Below are 23,086 nucleotides of genomic sequence, written 5' to 3' on the forward strand. Positions count from 1 at the left end.
TTTGTATCCGAATGTGTCCGAACGCCCCTGGATACATAGACATGCAAAGGCCCCGTGCCGCCCACACAATCGCCATACATCGCCATGGTCTTCTATTCCGGCACATCAACCAGCCGGGAGAGGCCCCATGTCGGACCACATCGATCAACGCAGGCGCAAGTTTCTGGGCACGGCGGCCTTGGGCCTGGCGGCCACGCAAGTCGGCTGGATGTCCTTTGCGGATGCGCAGACGGCCAAACCCCTCACCGATGGCAAGGAGGCCGCTCGCGCGGGGCGCACCTCGTTCTCGTCGATCAAGCACGTGAAGACGGATGTGCTCGACATCGCCTACGCCGAGGAAGGCCCGGCCAACGGCAAGCCTGTCTTGCTGTTGCACGGCTGGCCGTACGACATCTACAGCTTTGTCGACGTGGCGCCGATCCTGGCGGCCGCCGGGTATCGCGTGATCATTCCTTACCTGCGCGGTTATGGCGACACGCGTTTCCTCTCCGCCGATACGCCGCGCAACGGCCAGCAGGCCGCCTTGGCCGCCGACGGCCTGGCACTGCTCGACGCGTTGCATATCAAGAAGGCGATCGTCGCCGGCTTCGACTGGGGCGCGCGCACGGCAGACATCATGGCCGCGTTGTGGCCGGAGCGTTGCAAGGCGCTGGTGTCGGTGAGCGGCTACCTGATCGGCAGCCAGGAACTCAACCGCGCGCCGCTGCCGCCGAAGGCCGAGCAGCAGTGGTGGTACCAGTACTACTTCACCACCGAGCGCGGCGCCGCGGGCTATGCCAAGTACACGCACGACTTCGCGCGCCTGATCTGGGAGACCGCCTCGCTGAAGTGGGCGTTCGACGATGCCACCTTCAACCGCTCTGCGGTGGCCCTGGACAATCCCGACCAGGTGGCCGTCGCGATCCACAACTATCGCTGGCGCCTGGGGCTGGCGCAGGGCGAAGCCAGGTACGACGAACTGGAGAAGAAGCTCGCCACGCTGCCTGCCATCGCGACTCCCACGATCACGATGGAAGGCGACACCAACGGTGCGCCACATCCCGAACCCAGCGCGTATGCCAGGAAGTTCACCGGCAAGTACGAGCATCGGCTGATCACCGGCGGCATCGGCCACAACCTGCCGCAGGAAGCGCCCGAGGCGTTTGCCAAGGCGGTGATCGATGTCGACAGGTTCTGAGGCCCGCACCGAGCGCCTGTCGTCGCATCGCAAAAGAAAGGGGCGCCGTGGCGCCCCTTTGCGTGTGTGCCGGACCGGAACCTGGCCTACATGTTCTCGACGGGCAGCACGCGGCGGCGCGTGCGCTCACGCAGCGAGCAATCGCGCAGCGTGTCCGCCATGGCTTCCAGGCCCGGGATGCCGTAGAGGCGAACGCTGGGCATGTCGCGGTCGGAGGAATGCATGCACAGCAGGCATTGCCCGAGCAGGCGCATGCCGAGCGGCTTCTCCAGATCGAAATGATCGACGCGGAACAGCTCGAGGTTGTCCTGCGTTTTCGACAACAGGCCGCGCTCCACGCGGATGCGCTGCGTGGTGATGGTGTAGCTCACCGAGATGCTGTGCATCCAGTACACCAGCGCCGCGATGCCCAGCGTGACCACCGCGATCACGTATTGCCCGAAGCTGTAGAACACCGCCGGGTGTCCCTGGAAGAGCACCTTCTCGACCGTGGCGTCGCGGGCCGCCTGGTACGCCTCGAGATCGGTGCCGCAGAACCGGCACTTCCTGGCGACGGCCATGATGGATTCACCGCACACCGGGCACGGCTTGCGCTCTTCACTGGCTTCGGTCATGGCCCCTCTCCCCGGAATGGATACGTGCTGCTGCCTGCGCAAAGTCTGCCCGATTCTGGCATGGGCTGGCATGGGCGGGCGAGCCGCCGTTCACGCCGCGTGGGGCCTTCTTCCGAGGTCCGCCGCGCTCAATCCTGCTTGAGCAAGGCCAGCGCCTGAAGCCGCGCCGATTCGCGCAGGGATTTGCGCAGCTCGGGGTCATTGGTGGTGCGGGCCAGCACCATGCCGCCCACGCACAGGGCAACCATCGCCTCGGCGCGGCGGTCCGCGTCGCGGATGCCCTTGAGTGCGCAGCGATAGATATGACGCATGCCACGCATGAGGTCGGTATACGCCTGCTGCGGTTCCAGGCCCGCACGCGCGACATCGGAGGGCAACGCATAGAGCGGGCAGTGCAGGTCGATGTTCTCCAGCACTTCATCGCTGAGATACAGGTCGACGAGCATGCGCGCCATGCGCTTGGGATCGTCGACGATCTGGTCTGCGTTGGCCGTGGCGAACGGGTTGCAGGTTTCGAAGCTCGCCACCGCGGCGGCGTAGAGATCGTCCTTGCTGTCGAAATGGTGGTAGAACGCGCCGCGCGTGAGTCCGGCGGAGGCCATGACCTGGTCGATGGTGACCTGCTCGAAGCCGTGGCGATTGAACAGGCGACGTGCGGACTCCACCACGCGTGCTCGTGTCTGCACCTTGTGTTCAGGGCTGTATGGCATGACTGCGACCCTCCTTGGGGATAGGTATAGCAGGCCTGAAAATATGTTCTTTAACATATTTTCAGGCGGGGTAACCTCGGTCACCGGTCATGGACAACACAGCGGAGATCGAAGATGAAGATCTACTGGATCAAGGCGCAGGCGCCGCGCCGGGTATTGGCGCTGGTGAAATATCTCGGCATCGATGCCGAGTGCATCCAGGTCGATGCGAAAGCCGGTGGTCTCAAGACCGCCGAATACAAGGCGCTCAACCCCAACGGCAAGGCGCCGACCCTGGTCGACGGCGACTTCGTGCTGTGGGAATCGTCCGCCATCAATGCCTACCTGTGCATCAAGGAAGGTTCGGACATGTGGCCGGCGCACCATCCCGCCGAGCAGGTCGAGATCATTCGCTGGCTGTCGTGGAACGACAACCACTGGGCAAGCGCGGTGGGGCCGTTCTATTTCGAGTTCGTGGTGAAGGAAACCTTCAACATCGGTCCGCCGGATCGCTCCGAGCTGGCCGCGGCGCTCCCCGGCTTGAAGCAACTTGCCGCCGTCCTGGACGCTCACCTCGAAGGCCGTGACTTCGTGGCGTGCGGCCGGCTCACCATCGCCGACTTCCAGCTCGCCGCCATGGCCTGCGACTGGCGCCGGTCGGAAATGCCCCTCGCCGACTTCCCCAACATCGTGCGCTGGCTAGACGGCCTCGATCGCCTGCCTGCCTGGTCGGACCCGTGGCCGGTCCATGGTGCGAACACGCGCGATGCGGCGCGGGATTCCGCGCGGGAACACCGCTCCAGCGTGGCCTGAGCCACGCGACGGCAACGATGTCCTGATCACCCAAGGAGGCACGAATGGCCGAGCTGATTCTCACCACCTTCGACTGGGTTCCCGAGATGCCGCGTGGCTATGTGCGCGACCTGCGCGTGCGCTGGGCACTGGAGGAGGCGAAATGGCCCTATCGCGTCGAGAGCGTGCCGTTCGACGCGCGCGGCGCCGGCCATTTTGCGCACCAGCCCTTCGGCCAGGTGCCGTGGCTGACGGATGGCGACATCTCGATCTTCGAGAGCGGCGCCATCCTGATGCACCTGGGGCTGCGCAGCGAGGCATTGATGCCCATCGATCCGCGCGGACGGAGCATGGCTATGGAGTGGCTGTTCGCGGCACTGAATTCGGTGGAGATGGCGAGCGTACCCTGGTCGATCTTCGTGTTTTCCGGCATCGCCGATGAAGCACCGGGCAGGAAGCTCCTGGACAACTTCCTTGGCGCCAGGCTCACGCATGTGGAGGCGGTCCTGGCCGAACGCGAATGGCTGGCGGGTGCGTTCTCCGTCGCCGACATCGTCATGGCGGATGTGCTGCGGCTGGTCGATCGCTTCGACGGGCTGGCGGCGCATCCAGCCTGCCGCGGCTATGTCGCGCGCGCCACGGCCAGGCCGTCATTCGTCAAGGCGCATGCCGACCAGATGGCGCATTTCGCGGCGGCCGACGGCACGGCGCCTGCACAGCCCCAGCGATAACGCCTGCGTTGCCCAACAGGCGCTCACGATGCGCGGGCACGAATGACCCAGCATGCCGCGTTGAAACGCACGTCGCCGTCATCGACGAACGGATCGAACGCGGGCCGCACGGCGGCGACGACCCGGGCGCGGGTCGCGGCATCGGCCTGCTGCATCGCGACGCCCACCGGCCCCAGGCGCGTGAAATAGTGGGTCAGCTCGCTTTCGGGATACGCGCAGGTAACATCGAGCGGCTGGACGTCGACATCCAGCCAGCCGCCATCCGACAACAGGGATGCCGTGCGCTCCCTGTCCGCGAACGCGAACTGTCCCGGTCCGGGCTGGCGGGCAGGGAGATCGATCACGGCTGCCGCCGCGCGTTCGGCCGCCGTCATGTACGGATTCTCGTCCGCGCTTCGCCACGCGATGAAGCACAACGTGGCCTCGCTGCGCGCGGCACGCCGGAGGTTCAGGAAGGCCGCCACCGGTTGCTCGAAGAACATCACGCCGAGGCGCGAGATGAACAGGTCGATGCTGCCGGGCTCGAAGGCGTGCGTCTGCGCGTTGTCGCAGACAAACCTGGCGGTGGAGCGCTCGCGCCGTGCGCGCTTGATCGCCGCATCCATCATCGGTCGCGAGATGTCCACGCCCGTGCATTCGGCGTCCTTGCCCAGCGCCCGGGCCGCGGCGAGCGTGGTATCGCCGGTGCCGCAGCCGATATCGAGCAGGCGATGCGGCTTGCGGGCTCGAACCTCGTCGACCAGCACCTCCCTGAGTGGTCGGAACATGCCATCGAGTACCGGCTGGAGATCGACCCAGGCACATCCGGAATGCCCGTTCCAGGCATCGATGGGCGATGACGCGGCGGTCATGTTCGCTTCCCCGGGCGGCAATTCGGAGGAGGGCAGCCTGGGCCATGCGCGGTCGACCGGGCGTCAAGGACGCAGCCACCGCTCCGCGGGCCCCGCCGCCTTGTAAGGCCCCGGTCCCGGAGGCATAGTCACCCGGCAGCTTGGCACGGCCGGGAGAAGACATGCGGGTACGCCTGGAAGATGTAGCGCGCGCGACGGGCGTCTCGCCGAAGACGGTGTCGCGCGTGCTCAACGAGGAGCCCTCGGTCAAGGAATCCACCCGCCAGAAAGTGCTGGCGGCGATGGAGTCCATGAACTACCGGCCCAGCCCCTCCGCGCGCGGCCTGGCCGGCAGCCGTTCGTTCCTGGTGGCGATGCTGTATGACAACAACGACAACCCGGCCTCGACGTATCTCGCGGAGATCCAGGACGGCGTACTCGACGCCTGCGATGCCCATCGCTACAGCATGATGGTGTGCCCGCTGCGGGTGCGTGACCAGGACTTCATCCGTCGCGTCGATGCCCTGGTGTCCGATCACCACATCGATGGCGTGATCGTGACGCCGCCGCTTACCGACTACTCGCCCTTGCTCAAGCGCCTGCAGGAACATGGCGTGCCGCACGCGAGCATTTCGCCGGTCAATCATGAGGGCGTGATCGGCGTCTGCATGGACGAACAGAAGGCCGCGAAGGCGCTGGTCGACCACTTGTTGCAGCTGGGTCATCGCCGCATCGCCTACATCGCCGGCTTTGCCAACCATGGCGCCAGCCGCTGGCGACTCAATGGCTACAAGGACGCGATGGCGGCAGCGGGCATCGCCTACGATCCGAGGTACGTGGTGCAAGGTGAATTCACGTTCGGCTCGGGCGTGCTGGCCGCGCGCCAGTTGTTCACGCTGCGCGATCCGCCCACCGCGATCTTCGCCGCGAACGACGATATGGCCGCGGGCGTGATGTGGGCCGCGAACGAGCGCGGACTCAAAGTGCCGCAGGACCTCTCGGTCTGCGGCTTCGACGACACGCCGCTGGCCACGCAACTGTGGCCGCCGCTGACCACGGTGCGCCAGCCCAGCCGCGACATGGGCAAGCTTGCCGCGTTGCAGTTGATGGAACTGTTGCGCGGCCGCGGCAAAGGCCTGCTGGTGCAGGTGCCTTATTCGCTGCAGTTGCGTGAGTCGACGGCCCCCGCGCCGCGCGAGTTGCCTGCCAAGGGCCGTCGCAAGACGCGCGTATGAGCGCACGGGCAGCGCAGGCGTGGGTCGACGCATGCGCATGCGTTCCGTCATGGCTAACGAAAGGCTTGCAGCACTTGCATGTGCCGCAGCGCGTGGCTACTCTGCGCCTCCTTATCAACCCCAACCAAGAGGAGGAATCGACAATGATTGTTGTAGCAGCAGCCTCCGCCGGGTCGACGCGCTTCTGATTTCCGGCCAGCTTTTCCGCTGGCGCGCTTCATCTCTCCGCTTCGCACCCAGGCGATCCGTTCGGCCCCGTTCCCGGCTGGCCGTCGTTCTCTTTGTCTGCAGGGTGCTCCCATGCTTTCGACGTTTTCCCTCCACCAGCTCGGCTGGCGGCCTGAATATGCGCGACATCTGACGCTCGACGATTTCGAGGCGGGCTATCCCGCTCGCGTCGCGGCGGTGCATCGCGGTGGCCTGGACGTGTTTTCCTCGCGCGGCCATGGCACGGCGGTGGTGCCTCACCACGTCAATGCCGACGCCGGCATCGCGGTGGGCGACTGGGTTTTGGTGGAACACGAGGCCGATCGCGTGATCCGCCTGCTGGACCGCCAGTCGCTGGTCGCACGCGTGGCGGCCGGCGAAGGTCATCGTCGCCAGTCCATCGCGGCGAACCTCGACGTGTTGTTCATCGTGTCCTCGTGCAATGGCGACTTCAATCCGTCGCGCCTCGAGCGCTACCTGGCGTTGGCGATCGACGCATCGATCATGCCGGTGGTGGTGCTCACCAAGGCGGATCTTTGCGATGACGCAGGCGACTACGTGGCGATGGCCGAGCGGCTCGCGCCATCGATCGCCGTGGTGGCCCTGGATGCCACCGACGCGTCCTCGGTGGAACAACTGGCGCCCTGGTTGGCGCCGGGCAGGACGGCGGCCTTTGTCGGCTCGTCCGGCGTAGGCAAGTCCACCCTGGCCAACAGGGTGATCGGCGAAGCCATGCAGCTTACGCGAGACATTCGCGAGGACGATGCGCGCGGCCGCCACACCACCACGTCGCGCGAGATGTTTCCCACGGCGATGGGTGCGTGGGTCATCGATACGCCAGGCATGCGCGAGTTGCGGCTCGCCGCCCCTTCGCCGGATCTGGGTGCAGTGTTCGACGACGTGGAGTCGCTCGCCTCGCAGTGTCGTTTCCGCGATTGCCGGCATGAGGACGATGCCGGTTGCGCGGTGATCCAGGCGGTCGTGGAGGGCATGCTGGATGCACGGCGCCTCGACAACTATCGCAAGCTGCAACGCGAGGCGGCACGCGCGCAACGCAACCAGCGCGAAGAGCGCGAGCATGGTCGCCAGTTCGGCGCCATCGCGCGGCGCGCCATCCAGGCCAAGCGCGAAAGGCTCGAGCAGTGAATGGCGCGGGCGGATGCAAGGCCAAGGCGACGGAGGCTGCGTCACGCGGCCTCCGTCGTGGCAGGGACTACTTGCTCGCGCCCTTGTAGGTCAGCTCGGTGTTGTAGCTGTCCACGTGGGATGAACTGCTTTCCGTGGCGTCGTTGAGCGATTTGCGCATGGCTTGCGCATCCTGCTTGCCGTACACGTTCTCGACCATGGTCCACAGCGGCGTTTCGGGATCCTTGCCCAGGTCTTCCCATGACTTGGCGGGAATCACCACGACGAAGTCCGGTGCATCGGGGCCCGCCTGTTGCATCTCGCCGATCATGTAGTTGTTGGGCCATTTCGCCTTGTCGGCCGCCGCGGCGATCTTCTTGGCGACATCGACGAAAGCCTCGTGCGGCTCATGCCCGTTCTTGAGCTTGAAGTCGATCACCTCGATGTACGGCGCCGTCAGGCCCATGCCCTTGGCCATGTGGCTCAGGTCGTTGCGCGCCTGCACGAACCCGCTCACTTCACTCTTCAGGTGCGGATTGACGCTGGTGCGGAAGATGGGGTCGCATGCCTTGCCCGTTTCATGCATCGCATCGAAGGCCGACCACGGCACGGCATCGGTGGTGTAGGAGTAGGCGAAGGTATCGCCGGTTTCGTGGGACCAGGCGGTCCAGGTGTATTTGAAACCATGCTGGCTGAGGCACTGGTTGTAACTCTTGATGCCGGCCTCGTAGGCCTGCTGGTCCGCGGGCGCTACAAAATCCGTGTAGTCGCGAATGAGCATGGGCTTTGGCGCGTCGGCAGCGACGACGGCGGTGAAGCAGCAGCAGGCGGCCACGCCGGCCAGCCAGGGCGTCGATGATTTCATGATGGTCTCCCTTGAGGCGGCAGCCTCGATGGTGGTTGCGGTCGCGTTGTGCAGCGAAGGCGCGAGAACGGTCGATCACGAAGGCAACAGCGTGGAGTGAGGGTTCTGCCACAGGGGGAACGAAAGAACGACGGACACGACGTGTCGGCAACGCGTTGTGGGTAGGGTGACGCAACGCGCTGTGGCGTCGTCGTGCCCGGCGTGTCGGAAAGGGAGCGTGGTGGGTGATCGAGCATGGCGCATCCCGACTTGGTCGATGGCGGCAGGTTTGCGTGAAGCCGATCGCGAAAGGGCGGATGGCGTGGCGCGTCTGCCTGAAGCAAAGCCGGGCGGCCGTACGAATGTTGCGCCGGGGGCGCGAAGTGGAAATACGCCGAAAAGCATAGGCCGCCCATGGGGCGGCCTTGCGGTGCCAAAGTGCGCTGGCTGAAGCGCGACAGGGTCGCCGTACGGGTCAGTGCCTGGCCGATGCCCAGGACAGGTCGGTGACGACCGGGAAATGGTCCGACGGATAGCGCCCGTTTTCCTGCGTGGTCACGGTGGCGTAGTGCGTCGGCGTGAAACCGCGGGTCAGGATGAAGTCGATGCGCTGGTCCGGCTGGCCGGTGAAGTTGTGGAAGGTCTTCTCCGGGCCTTCGACCTTCGGCGACGCGACACGGGCATCCTGCAGGGTTTTCACCAGCAGCGCGTAGGTCGGGCTGGCGGGCGTGGTGTTGAGATCACCGGTGAGGATGAATGGCACGTCCTTGGGCAGTGCCGCGATTCGCGCGACGATCTCCTGGGCGCCTTTGAGGCGCGCCGGTTCGTCTTCGTCGCGGTAGGGAAGGTGCGTGTTGTAGTAGTAGAACGTCTTGCCCGTGGCGATCTCCTCGAACAGCGCCCAGGTCACCATGCGCGGGAGTGGATGTCCCCAGGTGATGCTGCCGGGCTTGTCGGGGGTGTCGGAGAGCCAGAAGTTGCCCGAGTCCTTCAGGCGCAGCACGTCCTTCCGGTAGAACACGCCCATGTGCTCGTCGGCATGGCCGCCGAAGCGGTCGATGCCGAACCAGGTGTATTCGGGCAGCTTGCTCACCACGTAGTCGCCCTGTTCCTTGTGCAGCTCCTGCGTGCCCATCAGGTCGGGATGCTGCTCACGGATGGTCCGCACGAAAATATCGCGGCGTGCCTCCCAGCGATTGGGGCCATCGGCGGCCACGGGCGTGCGCACGTTGAAGCTCATGACGCGCAGTGTCTGCGCGGCGGCCGGAAGGCTCGCGGAAGCCAGCATGGCGAACAACAGGGACATCAGACGAGGACGGAACAGGGACACGATCACCTCCGGCGTGCTGAGAAGGCTGGGACCGTAACACGATCCGCCGACACGGTGGCACGGGCTTGCGGTAAGGTGCGCGCCATCACACGGCATTCCACGGCGCGCACGGCATGAGCGACACCCCGATCCAATGCGATGTGCCGCCGAAAGCGTGCGCGGCATCCCGTCCATCCTTCCCCCGCGCCGCGTACCCCGCACAGGCTGCCTCGCGGGCGCCGGGACGCCGCGCCATCGGATCAGGGAAGCCGCGGCCATGACCCAGCGCGTCGCCACCTGCAGTTGCCGCCAGCTCATGTTGCGCACGACGGAAGAACCCCTGCGCGTATCCATCTGCCATTGCCATGCCTGCCAGCGCCGCACGGGCAGCGTGTTCGGCGTACAGGCGCGCTTCCGTGAAGGGAGCGTGGTGATCCGCGGCCATGCGACCGCGTATGTACGCAAGGGCGATACCGGCCAGAGCGCCACGTTTCATTTCTGTCCCGTGTGTGGTTCCACCGTGTTTTACCGTCTGGATTCGGTGGAAGGGCTGATCGGCGTGCCGGTAGGTGCCTTCGCCAATCCCGCATTCCCCACGCCCCATATCTCGGTCTTCGAAGAATGCATGCATCCGTGGGTGCAACTCCCTGAAGACATCGAGCACATGGCATAGCGCATGGTGGCCAGCCGCAACACGCTGGATCTTTCGCGCGTGCTGATGAAGCAGGTCGCCTGGTCCACGGTGCAGGGCGACTCGCCGGCAGTGGAAAGCACCGGCCCAAACGGCGCCGGCGGTGCGCGCGCGGCATCATCCATGCCAGCGTGGTCCGTGCCGATCGCGGCATGCCCGGCGAAGCCGCCGGCCCCCCCCGGACTCGCGACGTCGGGCGATCTCTGGAAGGAATTTTGATCCATACTTGTCGATGGCTTTCAACGCATGGAGCGCTCGCGCGTTCCGTGCGTCGGGCCGCACACGTGATGCGGCAGGGCGGGAAGGGACATGCAATCCGGAGAGTTCGACCGTTGGGCAAGGACGCGTGAGCGGGGCATGTGGCGCTTCGTGCTGCGCAGCGGCGTGGTCTTCTACGGCCTGCCGATGTTTTTCACCATGACGTATCTCATCCCGCATCCCCGGCTGACCACGCTGCAGTCGGCGCTTTTATGGCTGATCGCCGGCGTGGGCTTCGGCGTGGCGATGTGGCTTGTCCAGGAGCGCCGATTCAGAAAGGTGACTCGACGTCCATCGTGAGTCCGCCTTAACAAAAAAGGCGCCTTCATCTTCATCTGGTCTTTCGGCTTGCTGGCGCAGTGTCTCGTGAGACCGCGGTCAGGCGGTTGATGGCTGCGGTGGGTCGGTGTGTGCGCGTGCCTGCATGGCTGTGGCATGCGTGACAACCGGGAGGCTTCAGCGCGTTCCGCCTGACGTAGGGGGCGGGGTCTCTCGGCATGCAGCTGCTCTGCTGTCCAGGGCAGGCGCACGCATGAAGCCAAACAAGAGGAGACCAACCCATGGCACGCCATACCACCTACGTCGTTCGTGCATTCGCTGGTGCAATGATCGTCGCGCTCTGCGGCTGTTCCGACTTCGTCAAGAAGACCGATTACGATGCCGCCATTACCGAGCTTCGCGGCAATGACCAGAAGCAGCAGCAGGAAATCGATTCGATCAAGCAGGAGATGCAGCAGAAGTTCGCGCAGTACGACTCTCAGATCACCGCCATGCAGGGTCGCATCAGCGTCAACACCATCGCGCATTTCGACACCAACCAGTCGACCATTCGTGACGACGACAAGAAGCAGCTCGATGATTTCGCCAAGATCATCAAGGATCACCACTCCAACGCCGTGATCACCGCCGAAGGCTTCGCCGACCCGTCCGGCAGCGCAGCCCACAACCGCCGCCTCGCGCAAAAGCGCGCCGAAGCCGTCCGCGACTACCTGATCCAGACCGGTGGCCTCAACGCCGAGCAAGTCCGCGCCGTCGGCTACGGCGAAGTGAAGAACCGCCAGGTGGTGAAAGGAGCGCACGGCGACGAAGGCCAGCCGAACCGCCGCGTGACCCTGGTGACGGATTTCACGGGTAGTACCTGATCTATCGCGAGCGCCGGAGAGCCGCATGGGGCGGGGCCTTCATGAGGTGCCCGCCCCTTTCCTCTGCGGATGCCAGGTTGCGTGGCTGGCATCCGCAGACGGTGAAAGTCGCTTGTAACGCAAACGACAAAGGCCGCCCGAAGGCGGCCTTTGCATCTTCGCGAAGCGCTGGCGGTCAGCGCTTCATCGAATTGAAGAACTCGTCGTTGGACTTGGTGTTCTTCATCTTGTCGAGCATGAACTCCATCGCGGCCAGCTCGTCCATCGGATGCAGCAGCTTGCGCAGGATCCAGATCTTGGAGAGCAGGTCCGGCTCGATCAGCAGGTCTTCGCGGCGGGTGCCGGAGCGGTTGATGTCGATGGCCGGGTACACGCGCTTCTCGGAGATGCGGCGGCTCAGGTGCACTTCCATGTTGCCGGTGCCCTTGAACTCTTCGTAGATCACCTCGTCCATCTTGCTGCCGGTGTCGGTCAGCGCGGTGGCGATGATGGTCAGGCTGCCGCCTTCCTCCACGTTGCGCGCGGCGCCGAAGAAGCGCTTCGGGCGCTGCAGGGCGTTGGCGTCGACACCGCCGGTGAGCACCTTGCCGGAGCTCGGCACCACGGTGTTGTAGGCACGGGCGAGACGGGTGATGGAGTCGAGCAGGATGACGACGTCCTTCTTGTGCTCGACCAGGCGCTTGGCGCGCTCGATCACCATCTCGGCGACCTGCACGTGGCGCACGGCCGGCTCGTCGAAGGTCGAGGAGATCACTTCCGCACGCACCGTGCGGGCGATTTCCGTCACTTCTTCCGGGCGCTCGTCGATCAACAGCATGATCAGATGGACGTCCGGATGGTTGTACTGGATGGCCTGCGCGACGTTCTGCAGCATCATCGTCTTGCCGGACTTCGGCTGCGAGACGATGAGGCCGCGCTGGCCGCGACCCACCGGCGCCACCAGGTCGAGAATTCGGCCGGTGATGTCTTCGGTGGAGCCGTTGCCGCGCTCGAGCTTGAACGCCTTGCGCGGGAACAGCGGCGTCAGGTTCTCGAACAGCATCTTGTTCTTCGACGCCTCCGGCGGATCGCCGTTGATGTCGTCGACCTTGAGCATCGCGAAGTAACGCTCGCCTTCCTTCGGATGGCGCACGCGTCCGGTGATGTAGTCGCCGGTGCGCAGGTTGAAGCGGCGGATCTGGCTGGGGGAGACGTAGATGTCGTCCGGACCGGCGAGGTAGGACTCGTCCGCCGAGCGCAGGAAGCCGAAACCGTCCTGCAGGATTTCCAGCACGCCCTCGGCCCAGATGCCACCGCCGGAGCGGGCATGCGCCTTGAGGATGGAGAAGATCACGTCCTGCTTGCGGGCGCGCGCGACGCCTTCCTGGATGCCCAGCGACTCCGCGAATTCCAGCAGCTGGATCGCGTTCTTGCGCTTGAGCTCCGTGAGGTTGATCAGGCGGTCGTTGCTGCCGGCATCGGCGTAGTCATCGTCCACCGGCAGGCCGTTGTTGTTGCGCGGATGCTGCGGGTTGCCGCCACCGCCGCCCTGGCCACGCTGCTGGTTGCGTTCGTGGCGACGGCGACGACCGCGGCCGTCGCGATCATTGCGGTTGAACTGCTGCGGGTTGCCGTTGCCGCCCTGCTGCTGGCCGCCCTCGCGGGCTTCCTGCGGCTGGCGCTGGCCGCCCTCGCCCTGAGGCGCCGATTCGGCAGCCGGTGCGGGGACAGGGGCAGGGGCTTCGACGGCCGGCGGCGCGGCGCGCTCAATGGGCGGCAGCGGCGGCATGTCGAGCTGGGGCTGCTTGTCGGCCTTTTCGGCGGCCGCAGCGGCCGCGGCCGCGGATTTGCGCGGCGCGCGCGTACGGGTTTCGGCCACAGGTTTGGCGTCGGCGCCCTTGGCGTCGTTGGTTTCTTTGCTTTCGATATCAGACACGGGCAAACCTCTGCGGGGCGCCGTTGGAAAAGGAGGGAAGGTTGCGTTGCGCGGACGGCGCGGGGGACAGGACTGTCCCGACGGACGAGAAGAAATCTAGCACCCGGTCCGCGGCGGCGTAAAGCGCCGCGGCCGGTAAAGTTCACAAAAGCCTTCGCGGATCGCGCTGGGCGCGAAGACGCGTCAGACGGCCTTGTCGACCGGCTGGGCGATGGCCTTGTCGATCAGCTGGGTCAGCGCGCCCTTGTTGACCGCGCCGATCTGGGTGGCTTCGACCTTGCCGTTCTTGAACACCATCAGGGTCGGGATGCCACGGACGCCGTAGTTGCGGGGCGTCTTCTGGTTATGGTCGATGTTGATCTTGGCGATGCGCAGCTTGCCCTGGTACTGCTGGGCCAGCTCGTCCAGGATCGGCGCGATGGCCTTGCACGGGCCGCACCATTCCGCCCAGAAGTCGAGCAGCACGGGCGTATCGGAATTGAGCACTTCCTGCTCGAAGGCGTCATCGCTTACATGGGTAATCAGGTCGCTCACCGGGGTCTCCGAAGGTAGGCGGGATGGGGCTTTCACGACCTCGCGCCCAGCATCGGCTACACTGGGGCGCCCATGAAGCGCGGGATCGTACTGGAAGGAAGGCTGATGCCATTGCGGCAGGCCTCCATTCCAACGTAACTCGGGGCACGATTCAAGCGATTCAAGGGCTGTCCCAGGCGGCTCCGTTGACATAGGTGAAAGGGTTTTCCTTGCGGGACAAGCCCTTACGCGGGCGCAATCCTTTGACCTATGCCAGCGGAGCTGCCGGATTACCGCCGCTCCCTCCGGCGCCCGCCATGGCAAGCGTCGCCGGCACGCGCAATCTCACGATTGGGCCTGCCGCCGTGCCCTCTGGCTGCGCCGATCATCCACCTTGTTCCTTGTAGCGTCTCACCGGCAAGGAGCCGGGCGGCCGCCGCTGATGGCGCCGCCCGTACCAGAGTCTCCATAAGCAATGTCTCAAACCGTACTCACTGATACTTTTTTCACCAATTTCGATCTCCACCCGCTGCTCCAGAAAGGTCTCGACGAGGCCGGCTTCACCCGCTGCACGCCGATCCAGGCGCTGACCCTGCCGGTCGCGCTCACCGGCCGTGACGTGGCGGGCCAGGCCCAGACCGGCACCGGCAAGACCTGCGCCTTCCTGGTGGCGATGATGAATCGCCTGCTCACCACGCCTGCCGTGGCCGAGCGCAAGGACAGCGACCCGCGCGCCCTGGTGATCGCGCCCACCCGCGAGCTGGCCATCCAGATCGAGAAGGACGCCAAGGCCATCGGTCGCCACACCGGCCTGCGCACCGCGCTGATCTACGGCGGCGTCGACTACGACAAGCAGCGCCAGCAGCTCAAGGACGGCTGCGACATCATCATCGCCACGCCGGGCCGCCTGCTCGACTACTACAAGCAGCACGTGTTCGGCTTCGAAGGCGTGGAAGTGATGGTGATCGACGAGGCGGACCGCATGTTCGACCTCGGCTTCATCAAGGACGTGCGCTTCATCTTCCGCCGCCTGCCGGCGCGCGAGCAGCGCCAGGTGCTGCTGTTCTCCGCCACGCTGAGCCACCGCGTGCTGGAGCTGGCGTACGAGCACATGCACAACGCCGAGAAGCTCGAAGTGGAGACGGAAAACGTCACCGCCGACCGGGTGCGCCAGGTCGTCTACTTCCCCGCCAAGGAAGAGAAGATGCCGCTGCTGCTCAACCTGCTTGAGCGCACCACGCCCACGCGCAGCATCATCTTCGTCAACACCAAGGCGGCGGCCGAGAAGATCACCGATCGTCTCAAGCGCCAGGGTTATCGCGTCGGCGCGTTGTCCGGCGACGTGCCGCAGCTCAAGCGCCAGAAGCTGCTGCAGCGCTTCCAGGAAAGCCAGCTCGACATCCTCGTGTGCACCGACGTGGCCGCGCGTGGCCTGCACATCCCGGCGGTCAGCCACGTGTTCAACTACGACCTGCCGCAGGATGCCGAAGACTACGTGCACCGCATCGGCCGCACCGCGCGCCTGGGTGCCGAGGGCGACGCCATCAGCTTCGCCTGCGACCTGTACGCCATGAGCCTGCCGGACATCGAAAGCTACATCGGCCAGCGCATCCCGGTCGCCAACATCGAGGCGGACATGCTGGTGATGCCCAAGGCACGCGAGCAGGATGCCCAGTTCATGGCCGAAGCGGCCGAGGACAGCGCCGCGTTTGGCGACAAGGTGGAGCAGCGCGGCGACAAGGACGGCTCGCATGGACGCCCGCGCAGCCGCGGCGGCCGCGATGGCGATCGTCCGCGCAGCGACAAGCCGCGCGAACCGCGCAAGCCGCGTGCGGAAGCTCCGGCCGCCGCCAAGCCTGAAAAGGTCGTGGCGGCGGAGGCCAACCCCGCCGAAGATGCCTCCGGTGATGGCGCTGCGCGCAAGCGCCGCCGCCGTCGTGGCGGTCGCAATCGCCGTCGCGAAGGCGAGGTGGCGGCGACGGAAACCTCGGCACCGGCCGAAGGCCGTGGCCAGCGCGGCGAGCGTCGCCAGCAGCGTGAGCGCGCCGGCAATGACGCCAACCACTCGCGCCCGTCGCGCCATGTGGCGATCACCTCGGGCGTGCAGGGCGAAAGCGCACCCAAGAAGGTGGGCTTCTTCCGCCGCCTGAGCCGGTTCTTCACCGGTCGCTGAGCACCGGCGCGCGCGACGCGCCTACGCAGGGCTGTCGCGGAGCGGATCCGCGGCAGCCGGTGCACACAAATCGCCTGACCTTCGCCCGTGCTTCCCTTATCCTTGTCGCCAATGCGACATCCAGGATCGGGGACACGCGGTGATCCGCTTCGACCAAGTCAGCAAGCGCTATGAAGGCGGCCACGAGGCCCTGTCTCAACTTTCCTTTGAAGTGGCGGCCGGCGAGATGGCTTTCGTCACCGGCCATTCCGGTGCGGGCAAGAGCACGCTGCTCAAGCTGCTCGGCCTGATCGAGCGCCCCTCGCACGGCAACATCACGCTGGACGGGCAGAACCTTGGCAAGGTTGGCCGCGGTGGCATTCCGAAACTGCGCCGGCGCATCGGCATGGTGTTCCAGGACCACCGCCTGCTGATGGACCGTACCGTGTTCGCCAACGTCGAGCTGCCGCTGATGATCGGCGGCATGGCACCGGGCGATCGCAGCAAGCGCGTGCGCGCGGCCCTCGAAAAAGTGGGGCTGCTTTCCTACGAACGCCAGTTGCCCGCCACGCTGTCGGCGGGCGAACAGCAGCGCGTGGGCATCGCGCGCGCCATCGTGGCCAAGCCCATGCTGCTGATCGCCGACGAGCCCACCGGCAACCTCGACCCGACCCTGGCGGTGGAAATCATGGGCCTGTTCGCCGAATTCCAGCAGGTGGGCACCACGGTGCTCATCGCCAGCCATGACCTGCCGTTGATCAAGCGCATGAAGAAGCGCGTGGTGGTGTTGGATCATGGCCGCCTGGTGGCCGACATCGCTTCCGAGGAGGTCCTGTGAACACGCAGACCGACATGCCGCTCAACGAAAGCCCGCTGCTGTCGGAAACGCACGGGCGGAGCGGTCGCCATCGCGCCCGGCCGGTGGCGAGCTGGCGCGAGCATCACGGCTGGAGCGCGGCGGCGAGCTTGCGCCGGTTGATGTCGCGCCCGGTCGGCACGCTGCTCACGGTCGCGGTGATGGCGATAGCGCTGGCGCTGCCGCTTACGTTCTACCTGCTGCTCGGCAACGTGCAGAAGATGGGCGAGGCCTTGGGCCAGAACCAGACCATCAGCGTGTTCCTGCAGCCGAGCCAGAGCGCGTCCTCCGCCGATTTGATGGCGAAGAAGCTGCGCGATCACGCGAGCGTGGCTGCGGTGACGGTCAAGACCCCGCAGCAGGGCATGGACGAGCTGGCCAGGATGCAGGGCTTCTCCGGTGCGCTGCATACCCTGGATGCCAACCCGCTGCCTTATGTGCTCGAAGTGCTGCCCAAGGCGGACGTCACCGCCGACAGCGTCGACAGCCTCGTGGCCGACGTGCGCGGCATGCAGGGCGTGGACCAGGTTCAGGACGGCGGCACCTGGCGCCAGCGCCTGGAGGCGCTGCTCGGCGTGGGTGAGCGCGCGGTGCTGATTCTCGCGGTGCTGCTTGCGGTGGCGGTGCTGCTGGTGGTGGGCAATACGGTGCGCGTGGATATCTCCAGCCGCAGCGAGGAAATCGGCGTGCTGATGCTGGTGGGCGCGAGCCGTGCCTTCGTGCGCCGCCCTTACCTGTATGCCGGCATCTGGTATGGCCTGTTCGGCGGCCTGCTGGCGGTCGGTTTCGCGGTGCTGGTGGAATGGGCGCTGGCCGAACCGGTCGCCCGCCTGGGCCAGGTCTACGCCGGCAAGCTGCAGATCAACGTGCTGCCGGTCTGGCTGCTGGCCGCGGTGCCGGTGGCATCGGCGGTGCTGGGCTGGCTGGGTGCCCGGCTGGTGAGCGCCTGGCAGTTGCGCAAGGCCGCGTGAAGCGTGCGCGGGCTCACGTCCGCGCCAAGTAGTCATGCGGGTGGTGGTTTACCGGTGCAAGATACCGGCCTGGGATCGTGGTGCCGGAGGATTGCACCCGGGGGACAGGGATAGGGAATCCCGGCCAAGAGGTGGATGACAGGGGATGAGTACGAGTTTCAGCAGTCGAGTGATGGGAACGGCGCCCCGGGTGCTGGTCGTGGACGGTTCCAAGGTGGTGCGCCAGCTGATCGCCCGTGTGCTGAAGGCCGAGCTGCCGGAATCGGAAGTGGTCGGCGCCGGTTCGGGGGCGGAAGCGAAGGAGCTGCTCGAGGGCGGCGCGTTCGACTTCATCACCATCGCGCTGCGCCTGCCGGACATCGACGGCCTCGAGCTGGCGCGCCATGTGCGGGAGTCGGCGGCACAGGCCTATGTCCCCATCGTGGTGGTATCGGGCGACGTCGATGATCGCCTGCACAGCCGCACCCTTGGCGAGGACGTCACCGATTACTTCGACAAATCGCTGGGCTTCCAGGCCCTCGCGGACTTCATTCGCGGCTACGTGCGCCCGGTCGACTCGGCCGAGGGCGAAGTGCTGTATGTGGAGGACAGCCGCGTGGTGGCGCTGGCCACCCGCCGCATTCTTGAGAAGCATGGCCTGACCGTGCGCCATGTGATCAGCGCCGAGGATGCGCTGGCGCTGCTGGAGACCGCGCGCGAGCAAGGCAAGGTGGGCGCCGACATCGTGCTTACCGACGTCAGCCTCAAGGGTGAGCTCACCGGTGGTGACCTGCTCGAGCGCATCCGTCGCGAATACGGCTACGGCAAGGGCCGCCTGCCCGTGCTGGTGATGACGGGCGACGAGAACCCGGTCAACCAGGCCGCGCTGCTGCGCACCGGCGCCAACGACCTGGTCGAGAAGCCGATCGAGGAAAGGCTGCTGATCACCAAGCTGCTGTTCCAGTTGCGCGTGTCACAGCACCTGCGCGAACACGGCGAGGCGGCATGACCGAGGATCGCGTGAGGCTGGAGCCGTCCTGGAAGGACCGTATCGGTGACTATCTCGGGCGCCCGGACATGCAGGCGCTGTCGGCCTTCCTCCGTTCGGAGAAGCAGGCCGGCAAGGTCATCTACCCGCCGGGCCCGGACATCTTCGCCGCCTTCGACCACACCCCGTTCGATGCCGTGCGGGTGGTGATCCTGGGGCAGGACCCGTACCACGGGCCGAACCAGGCCCACGGCCTGTGCTTCTCCGTGCGGCCGGGCGTGCAGGTGCCCCCGTCGCTGCAGAACATCTTCAAGGAGATCCACCGGGATCTGGGCATCGCGCCGCCGGACCACGGTTGCCTTACGCCCTGGGCCGACCGGGGCGTCTTGCTGCTCAACGCCACGCTCACCGTGCAACAGGGCATGGCCGGCTCCCACCAGGGCAAGGGCTGGGAAGGCTTCACCGATGCCGCCATCGATGCCCTCAACCGCGAGCGGGAGGGCCTGGTGTTCATGCTGTGGGGGTCCTATGCCCAGAGGAAGGGCCAGCTCATAGATGCCCGCCGCCATTGCATTTTGCGGTCCGTGCACCCATCTCCTTTGTCGGCGCACCGAGGCTTCCTGGGTTGCGGCCACTTCTCGGCGGCCAACCGGTACCTGGAAAGCCGCGGGGTGGCCCCGATCGACTGGTCCCTTCCGCCCCGCGCCGAACTCGGCTGAAACGGGCTTTTCACCGCTGCTGAACCGCCCGCCAGGCAAAGTGGAGCCTCCCCTGGGATGCACCACTGGACGTGTGTCCCAAATTCCTGTACTATTCAGTTCATCAAAGGCCGCGGAACTTGCCGGGGCCTTTAGCACTCTCTCTACCCGAGTGCTAAGCTGATCCCTCATTCAGGAGGTTCCACACATGTCTCAAGCTTTGGTGACCGCCAACCTGCCGGTGCCGAGTGTCGTCGGCAGTCTGGATGCCTATATCTCGGCGGTCCATCGGATCCCGGTGCTGAGCCAGGAAGAAGAGCAGTCCCTGTCGCGTCGCTACAACGAAAGCGACGACCTGGAGTCGGCCCGCAAACTGGTGATGTCCCACCTGCGTTTCGTGGTGCACGTGGCCCGCGGTTACAGCGGCTACGGCCTGCAGCTTTCCGACCTCATCCAGGAAGGCAACATCGGCCTGATGAAGGCCGTGAAGCGCTTCAACCCGGACCAGGGCGTGCGCCTGGTCAGTTTCGCCGTGCATTGGATCCGTGCCGAAATGCACGAGTTCATCCTGCGCAACTGGCGCATCGTCAAGGTGGCCACCACCAAGGCGCAGCGCAAGCTGTTCTTCAACCTGCGCAAGAGCAAGAAGCGCCTGGGCTGGATGAACGCCGAGGAAGTGCGCACCGTGGCCAAGGACCTGGGCGTGCCGGAAGCGACCGTCCGCGAGATGGAATCGCGCCTGTCCGGCCGTGACATCGGCTTCGAAGCCCCGGCCGATGCCGAGGAAGATGCCAAGCCGGCACCGGAGGCGTTCCTGATCGACGAAGGCGCCGATCCGTACGAGAACGTGGCCGACGCCGACCAGGCCGACAACCAGCTCGACACGCTGTCGACCGCGCTGCAGAAGCTGGACGAGCGTTCGCGCGACATCATCCAGCGCCGCTGGCTGAACGAAGACAAGGCGACGCTGCAGGATCTTGCCGATGAGTACGGCGTTTCCGCCGAACGCATCCGCCAGGTCGAGGCGAATGCCATGAAGAAGATGCGCTCGCTGTTTGCCGCGTAAGCGCATCGAACGGCGTAACATGCCAACGGCCCCGCTCGGGGCCGTTGGCTTTTTGCGGGGACAGGGAAGGCTCCGCGTTCCTGTCACTGGATACGCACTAGCTTCCTAGCCATGGCCCGAGTGCTGGTCATCGAAGACGACGAAACCACGGCGCGAGAAATCGTCGCCGAGCTCAGCGTGCATGGCATGGCCGCCGAATGGGTGGCCAACGGGTGCGAAGGGCTCGAGCGCGCGAGGCAGGATGGCTTCGACCTCATCACGCTCGATCGCATGCTGCCCGGCATGGATGGCATCGATGTGGTGGCCGAATTGCGCCGCGCGCAGGTCGACACGCCGGTGCTGATGATCAGCGCATTGAGCGACGTGGACGAACGCGTGCGCGGCTTGCGCGCCGGTGGCGACGATTACCTCACCAAGCCGTTTGCGCCGGACGAAATGGCCGCGCGCGCGGAAGTGCTGCTGCGCAGGCGGCAACCGCAGGCCGTGCAGCGCCTGCGCGTCGCCAATCTCGAGCTGGATCTGGTGAGCCATGTCGCCTATCGCGACGGCCAGCCGCTTACCTTGCTGCCCACCGAATATCGCCTGCTGGAGTTCCTCATGCGCAATTCCGGCCAGGTGCTCACGCGCACGATGATCTTCGAAACGGTGTGGGGTTTTCACTTCGACCCCGGCACCAACGTGATCGACGTGCACATCGCGCGATTGCGCCGCAAGATCGACACGGCGGGACAACCGCCGCTCATCCACACCGTGCGCGGCACCGGCTACATGCTGACGGTCGCGCAGGAAACCGCCTCGGTGACGCCATGAACGCGCGCCCCAACGCCTGGCATTCGGCCACGTCGCGATTGATCATGATCTACGGCGCGCTGTTCGCGCTGTGGGGTTTCGTGCTGGTCGGCGTGATCCAGTGGGAAACCACGCGCTACCTCAACAATGTCATCGACCAGATGCTGCTGCAGCGCATGCACTACATCGGGTCCACCGAGCCCGATCGCCTGCCGGCGACGGTGGATGCGGCGAGCAAGATCGATCCGCACGGCATCATGTCGGTCGGCCTGTTCGACCACGAGCATCGTCCGCTGGCGGGCAACATCGACAACCTGCCGCGCGCGCTGCCACGCGACGGGCAGGTGCACCAGCTTGCGCACGGCCTGCCGCGTCCCGATCGCGATGCCGAGCGCGTGCGTGCGCGTGGCCTCGCATCGGAGCTGCCCAATGGCGACATCCTGGTGATCGCCAAGGACACCAGCACCATCGACGGCATCGGCGCGATCATCCGCCGTGCCTTGCTGTGGGGCATATCGCTCACCATCATCCCGGGCCTGCTCGGCGGTTTCCTGCTGCGCCGGGGACCGGAGAAGCGCATCCGCGCCTTGCAGGAGGCGACCGATCCGATCCGCCAGGGCGACCTTTCCAAGCGCCTGCCGGTAAGCCGCCGTGGCGACGAGGTGGACCAGCTCGCCGGCATCGTGAACACCATGCTGGGCGAGATCGAGCGCCTGATGAACGAAGTGAAGGGCGTGTGCGACAACATCGCCCACGACCTGCGCACGCCGCTCACGCGTCTGCGCGCCCGCCTGTACCGCACGCAGCAGCAGTTGGAAGGCCAGCCCGAGGCAACCCTCATCGAGGCCTGCATGGTCGACATCGATGCGGTGCTGACGCGTTTTCGCGCGCTGCTGCGCGTGTCCGAGCTGGAAGACCGCAACCGTGCCGCCTGCTTCGACGAGGTGGACGTGGGCCAGGTGCTGAGGCAGGTGCACGAGTTCTATGCACCGGTGGCCGAGGATCGTGGACAGCCGTTCGAGCTGGACATCCAGGCGCTGACGCCGATTCGCGCCGACGCGCACCTGCTGTTCGAGGCGCTCGCCAACCTCGTGGGCAACGCCATCAAGTTCACGCCGCCGGGCGGACAGGTGAGCTTGCGTGCAAGCATGGACAAGCGCGGCCCGCGCGTGGATATCGTCGACAGCGGCCCGGGTATTCCCGCCGATGAGCGCGATGCGGTGACGCGTCGCTTCTATCGCGGCGACAACAGCCGCACGACGGCGGGTTCCGGTCTGGGCCTGAGCATCGTCAGCGCGATCGTGCGCCTGCATGGCTATGCGCTGGACATCGGCGAAGCAGGCAGTGGTGCGCGTCTCACGTTGTATTGCTATCCGCTCGCGCCCGGTGAAAAACCGGGCACCTGCCTCTCGCGATCCATGCCGGAAGTCACGCCTGCCATCGTGTGACGGCCGCTTTGCCGGCAACATGAAATTATCTTCATGCGTCCGGGTGAGCCGGGCGCATCAAGTGCAT

At 65.9% G+C, this 23,086-nt stretch carries 24 protein-coding genes; 17 read left to right on the top strand and 7 right to left on the bottom strand.

The window, feature by feature from the left end:
- Positions 1–127 precede the first annotated feature (127 nt).
- A complete protein-coding gene (locus tag JMF82_RS01070; RefSeq protein ID WP_201312683.1) occupies positions 128–1,177 on the top strand; it encodes an alpha/beta hydrolase in 1,050 nt (349 codons plus the stop codon).
- Between the two features lie 86 nt (positions 1,178–1,263).
- Here JMF82_RS01070 and JMF82_RS01075 read toward each other — a convergent pair whose 3' ends face one another.
- The gene (locus tag JMF82_RS01075; RefSeq protein ID WP_201312684.1) at positions 1,264–1,791 is read right to left on the bottom strand and encodes a PH domain-containing protein; all 528 of its coding nucleotides are present in this window, start codon (positions 1,789–1,791) and stop codon (positions 1,264–1,266) included.
- Between the two features lie 128 nt (positions 1,792–1,919).
- Positions 1,920–2,501 (bottom strand): TetR/AcrR family transcriptional regulator, encoded by a 582-nt coding sequence (locus JMF82_RS01080; protein WP_201312685.1) that lies wholly within the window; start codon positions 2,499–2,501, stop codon positions 1,920–1,922.
- 114 nt (positions 2,502–2,615) lie between these two features.
- Here JMF82_RS01080 and JMF82_RS01085 point away from each other — a divergent pair, with 114 nt between their 5' ends.
- Positions 2,616–3,293 carry a glutathione S-transferase family protein gene (locus JMF82_RS01085; protein WP_201312686.1) on the top strand — a complete coding sequence of 226 codons (678 nt, stop codon included), beginning with the start codon at positions 2,616–2,618 and terminating at the stop codon, positions 3,291–3,293.
- Between the two features lie 44 nt (positions 3,294–3,337).
- The gene (locus JMF82_RS01090; protein ID WP_201312687.1) at positions 3,338–4,003 is read left to right on the top strand and encodes a glutathione S-transferase family protein; all 666 of its coding nucleotides are present in this window, start codon (positions 3,338–3,340) and stop codon (positions 4,001–4,003) included.
- Between the two features lie 23 nt (positions 4,004–4,026).
- On the opposite strand, the gene JMF82_RS01095 is transcribed toward JMF82_RS01090, so the two are convergent.
- On the bottom strand, positions 4,027–4,854 hold the full coding sequence (locus JMF82_RS01095) for a class I SAM-dependent methyltransferase (protein WP_236585235.1): 828 nt from the start codon (positions 4,852–4,854) through the stop codon (positions 4,027–4,029).
- Between the two features lie 161 nt (positions 4,855–5,015).
- Between JMF82_RS01095 and JMF82_RS01100 the strand changes: the two genes are divergently transcribed.
- Complete coding sequence (locus JMF82_RS01100) at positions 5,016–6,068, top strand: LacI family DNA-binding transcriptional regulator (RefSeq protein WP_201312688.1); 1,053 nt, start codon at positions 5,016–5,018, stop codon at positions 6,066–6,068.
- 300 nt (positions 6,069–6,368) lie between these two features.
- Complete coding sequence (gene rsgA, locus JMF82_RS01105; RefSeq protein ID WP_201312689.1) at positions 6,369–7,421, top strand: ribosome small subunit-dependent GTPase A; 1,053 nt, start codon at positions 6,369–6,371, stop codon at positions 7,419–7,421.
- A 67-nt stretch (positions 7,422–7,488) separates the two neighbouring features.
- On the opposite strand, the gene JMF82_RS01110 is transcribed toward rsgA, so the two are convergent.
- Together JMF82_RS01110 and JMF82_RS01115 are read right to left on the bottom strand one after the other, a co-directional pair.
- A complete protein-coding gene (locus JMF82_RS01110) occupies positions 7,489–8,265 on the bottom strand; it encodes a hypothetical protein (protein ID WP_201312690.1) in 777 nt (258 codons plus the stop codon).
- Positions 8,266–8,719: 454 nt separating this feature from the next.
- The gene (locus JMF82_RS01115; protein ID WP_236585246.1) at positions 8,720–9,550 is read right to left on the bottom strand and encodes an endonuclease/exonuclease/phosphatase family protein; all 831 of its coding nucleotides are present in this window, start codon (positions 9,548–9,550) and stop codon (positions 8,720–8,722) included.
- A 280-nt stretch (positions 9,551–9,830) separates the two neighbouring features.
- On the opposite strand from JMF82_RS01115, the gene JMF82_RS01120 reads away from it, so the two are divergent.
- The 4 genes from JMF82_RS01120 to JMF82_RS01135 all read left to right on the top strand — a co-directional run bounded on the left by JMF82_RS01120 (position 9,831) and on the right by JMF82_RS01135 (position 11,644).
- Positions 9,831–10,226: a GFA family protein gene (locus tag JMF82_RS01120; RefSeq protein ID WP_236585236.1), complete on the top strand. Its 396-nt coding sequence runs from the start codon at positions 9,831–9,833 to the stop codon at positions 10,224–10,226.
- A gap of 3 nt (positions 10,227–10,229) precedes the next feature.
- On the top strand, positions 10,230–10,463 hold the full coding sequence (locus tag JMF82_RS01125; protein ID WP_201312692.1) for a hypothetical protein: 234 nt from the start codon (positions 10,230–10,232) through the stop codon (positions 10,461–10,463).
- A gap of 138 nt (positions 10,464–10,601) precedes the next feature.
- A complete protein-coding gene (locus JMF82_RS01130) occupies positions 10,602–10,802 on the top strand; it encodes a hypothetical protein (protein ID WP_201312693.1) in 201 nt (66 codons plus the stop codon).
- A 260-nt stretch (positions 10,803–11,062) separates the two neighbouring features.
- Positions 11,063–11,644 carry an OmpA family protein gene (locus tag JMF82_RS01135; protein ID WP_201312694.1) on the top strand — a complete coding sequence of 194 codons (582 nt, stop codon included), beginning with the start codon at positions 11,063–11,065 and terminating at the stop codon, positions 11,642–11,644.
- Between the two features lie 175 nt (positions 11,645–11,819).
- Here the strand turns inward: JMF82_RS01135 and rho are convergent, their stop codons facing one another.
- Both rho and trxA read right to left on the bottom strand, forming a co-directional pair.
- Positions 11,820–13,559: a transcription termination factor Rho gene (gene rho, locus JMF82_RS01140; RefSeq protein WP_201312695.1), complete on the bottom strand. Its 1,740-nt coding sequence runs from the start codon at positions 13,557–13,559 to the stop codon at positions 11,820–11,822.
- A gap of 183 nt (positions 13,560–13,742) precedes the next feature.
- A complete protein-coding gene (gene trxA / locus JMF82_RS01145; RefSeq protein ID WP_201312696.1) occupies positions 13,743–14,093 on the bottom strand; it encodes a thioredoxin TrxA in 351 nt (116 codons plus the stop codon).
- 454 nt (positions 14,094–14,547) lie between these two features.
- On the opposite strand from trxA, the gene JMF82_RS01150 reads away from it, so the two are divergent.
- The 8 genes from JMF82_RS01150 to JMF82_RS01185 all read left to right on the top strand — a co-directional run bounded on the left by JMF82_RS01150 (position 14,548) and on the right by JMF82_RS01185 (position 23,019).
- Positions 14,548–16,245 carry a DEAD/DEAH box helicase gene (locus JMF82_RS01150; protein ID WP_201312697.1) on the top strand — a complete coding sequence of 566 codons (1,698 nt, stop codon included), beginning with the start codon at positions 14,548–14,550 and terminating at the stop codon, positions 16,243–16,245.
- A 139-nt stretch (positions 16,246–16,384) separates the two neighbouring features.
- Complete coding sequence (gene ftsE / locus JMF82_RS01155) at positions 16,385–17,062, top strand: cell division ATP-binding protein FtsE (protein ID WP_201312698.1); 678 nt, start codon at positions 16,385–16,387, stop codon at positions 17,060–17,062.
- Positions 17,059–18,051 carry a permease-like cell division protein FtsX gene (gene ftsX, locus JMF82_RS01160; protein WP_236585237.1) on the top strand — a complete coding sequence of 331 codons (993 nt, stop codon included), beginning with the start codon at positions 17,059–17,061 and terminating at the stop codon, positions 18,049–18,051. The genes ftsE and ftsX overlap by 4 nt, the downstream gene beginning before the upstream one ends.
- A gap of 145 nt (positions 18,052–18,196) precedes the next feature.
- Positions 18,197–19,039 carry a response regulator gene (locus JMF82_RS01165; protein ID WP_201312699.1) on the top strand — a complete coding sequence of 281 codons (843 nt, stop codon included), beginning with the start codon at positions 18,197–18,199 and terminating at the stop codon, positions 19,037–19,039.
- Complete coding sequence (gene ung / locus JMF82_RS01170; protein WP_201312700.1) at positions 19,036–19,737, top strand: uracil-DNA glycosylase; 702 nt, start codon at positions 19,036–19,038, stop codon at positions 19,735–19,737. Before JMF82_RS01165 ends, ung begins: the two co-directional genes overlap by 4 nt.
- A gap of 187 nt (positions 19,738–19,924) precedes the next feature.
- Positions 19,925–20,782, top strand: a complete 858-nt coding sequence (gene rpoH, locus JMF82_RS01175; protein ID WP_201312701.1) for an RNA polymerase sigma factor RpoH — start codon at positions 19,925–19,927, stop codon at positions 20,780–20,782.
- A 111-nt stretch (positions 20,783–20,893) separates the two neighbouring features.
- A complete protein-coding gene (locus JMF82_RS01180; RefSeq protein ID WP_201312702.1) occupies positions 20,894–21,592 on the top strand; it encodes a response regulator transcription factor in 699 nt (232 codons plus the stop codon).
- A complete protein-coding gene (locus JMF82_RS01185) occupies positions 21,589–23,019 on the top strand; it encodes a HAMP domain-containing sensor histidine kinase (protein ID WP_201312703.1) in 1,431 nt (476 codons plus the stop codon). Before JMF82_RS01180 ends, JMF82_RS01185 begins: the two co-directional genes overlap by 4 nt.
- Positions 23,020–23,086 lie beyond the last annotated feature (67 nt).

The sequence above is a fragment of the Dyella sp. EPa41 genome, assembly GCF_016586165.1.
Taxonomy (GTDB): domain Bacteria; phylum Pseudomonadota; class Gammaproteobacteria; order Xanthomonadales; family Rhodanobacteraceae; genus Dyella.

Excerpts from the sequence above, each read along its gene's own strand:
- JMF82_RS01070 (WP_201312683.1), top strand. The coding sequence starts at position 128 with ATGTCGGACCACATCGATCAACGCAGGCGCAAGTTTCTGGGCACGGCG.
- JMF82_RS01075 (WP_201312684.1), bottom strand. The coding sequence starts at position 1,791 with ATGACCGAAGCCAGTGAAGAGCGCAAGCCGTGCCCGGTGTGCGGTGAA.
- JMF82_RS01080 (WP_201312685.1), bottom strand. The coding sequence starts at position 2,501 with ATGCCATACAGCCCTGAACACAAGGTGCAGACACGAGCACGCGTGGTG.
- JMF82_RS01085 (WP_201312686.1), top strand. The coding sequence starts at position 2,616 with ATGAAGATCTACTGGATCAAGGCGCAGGCGCCGCGCCGGGTATTGGCG.
- JMF82_RS01090 (WP_201312687.1), top strand. The coding sequence starts at position 3,338 with ATGGCCGAGCTGATTCTCACCACCTTCGACTGGGTTCCCGAGATGCCG.
- JMF82_RS01095 (WP_236585235.1), bottom strand. The coding sequence starts at position 4,854 with ATGACCGCCGCGTCATCGCCCATCGATGCCTGGAACGGGCATTCCGGA.
- JMF82_RS01100 (WP_201312688.1), top strand. The coding sequence starts at position 5,016 with ATGCGGGTACGCCTGGAAGATGTAGCGCGCGCGACGGGCGTCTCGCCG.
- rsgA (WP_201312689.1), top strand. The coding sequence starts at position 6,369 with ATGCTTTCGACGTTTTCCCTCCACCAGCTCGGCTGGCGGCCTGAATAT.
- JMF82_RS01110 (WP_201312690.1), bottom strand. The coding sequence starts at position 8,265 with ATGAAATCATCGACGCCCTGGCTGGCCGGCGTGGCCGCCTGCTGCTGC.
- JMF82_RS01115 (WP_236585246.1), bottom strand. The coding sequence starts at position 9,550 with ATGTCCCTGTTGTTCGCCATGCTGGCTTCCGCGAGCCTTCCGGCCGCC.
- JMF82_RS01120 (WP_236585236.1), top strand. The coding sequence starts at position 9,831 with ATGACCCAGCGCGTCGCCACCTGCAGTTGCCGCCAGCTCATGTTGCGC.
- JMF82_RS01125 (WP_201312692.1), top strand. The coding sequence starts at position 10,230 with ATGGTGGCCAGCCGCAACACGCTGGATCTTTCGCGCGTGCTGATGAAG.
- JMF82_RS01130 (WP_201312693.1), top strand. The coding sequence starts at position 10,602 with ATGTGGCGCTTCGTGCTGCGCAGCGGCGTGGTCTTCTACGGCCTGCCG.
- JMF82_RS01135 (WP_201312694.1), top strand. The coding sequence starts at position 11,063 with ATGGCACGCCATACCACCTACGTCGTTCGTGCATTCGCTGGTGCAATG.
- JMF82_RS01150 (WP_201312697.1), top strand. The coding sequence starts at position 14,548 with ATGTCTCAAACCGTACTCACTGATACTTTTTTCACCAATTTCGATCTC.
- JMF82_RS01165 (WP_201312699.1), top strand. The coding sequence starts at position 18,197 with ATGAGTACGAGTTTCAGCAGTCGAGTGATGGGAACGGCGCCCCGGGTG.
- ung (WP_201312700.1), top strand. The coding sequence starts at position 19,036 with ATGACCGAGGATCGCGTGAGGCTGGAGCCGTCCTGGAAGGACCGTATC.
- rpoH (WP_201312701.1), top strand. The coding sequence starts at position 19,925 with ATGTCTCAAGCTTTGGTGACCGCCAACCTGCCGGTGCCGAGTGTCGTC.
- JMF82_RS01180 (WP_201312702.1), top strand. The coding sequence starts at position 20,894 with ATGGCCCGAGTGCTGGTCATCGAAGACGACGAAACCACGGCGCGAGAA.
- JMF82_RS01185 (WP_201312703.1), top strand. The coding sequence starts at position 21,589 with ATGAACGCGCGCCCCAACGCCTGGCATTCGGCCACGTCGCGATTGATC.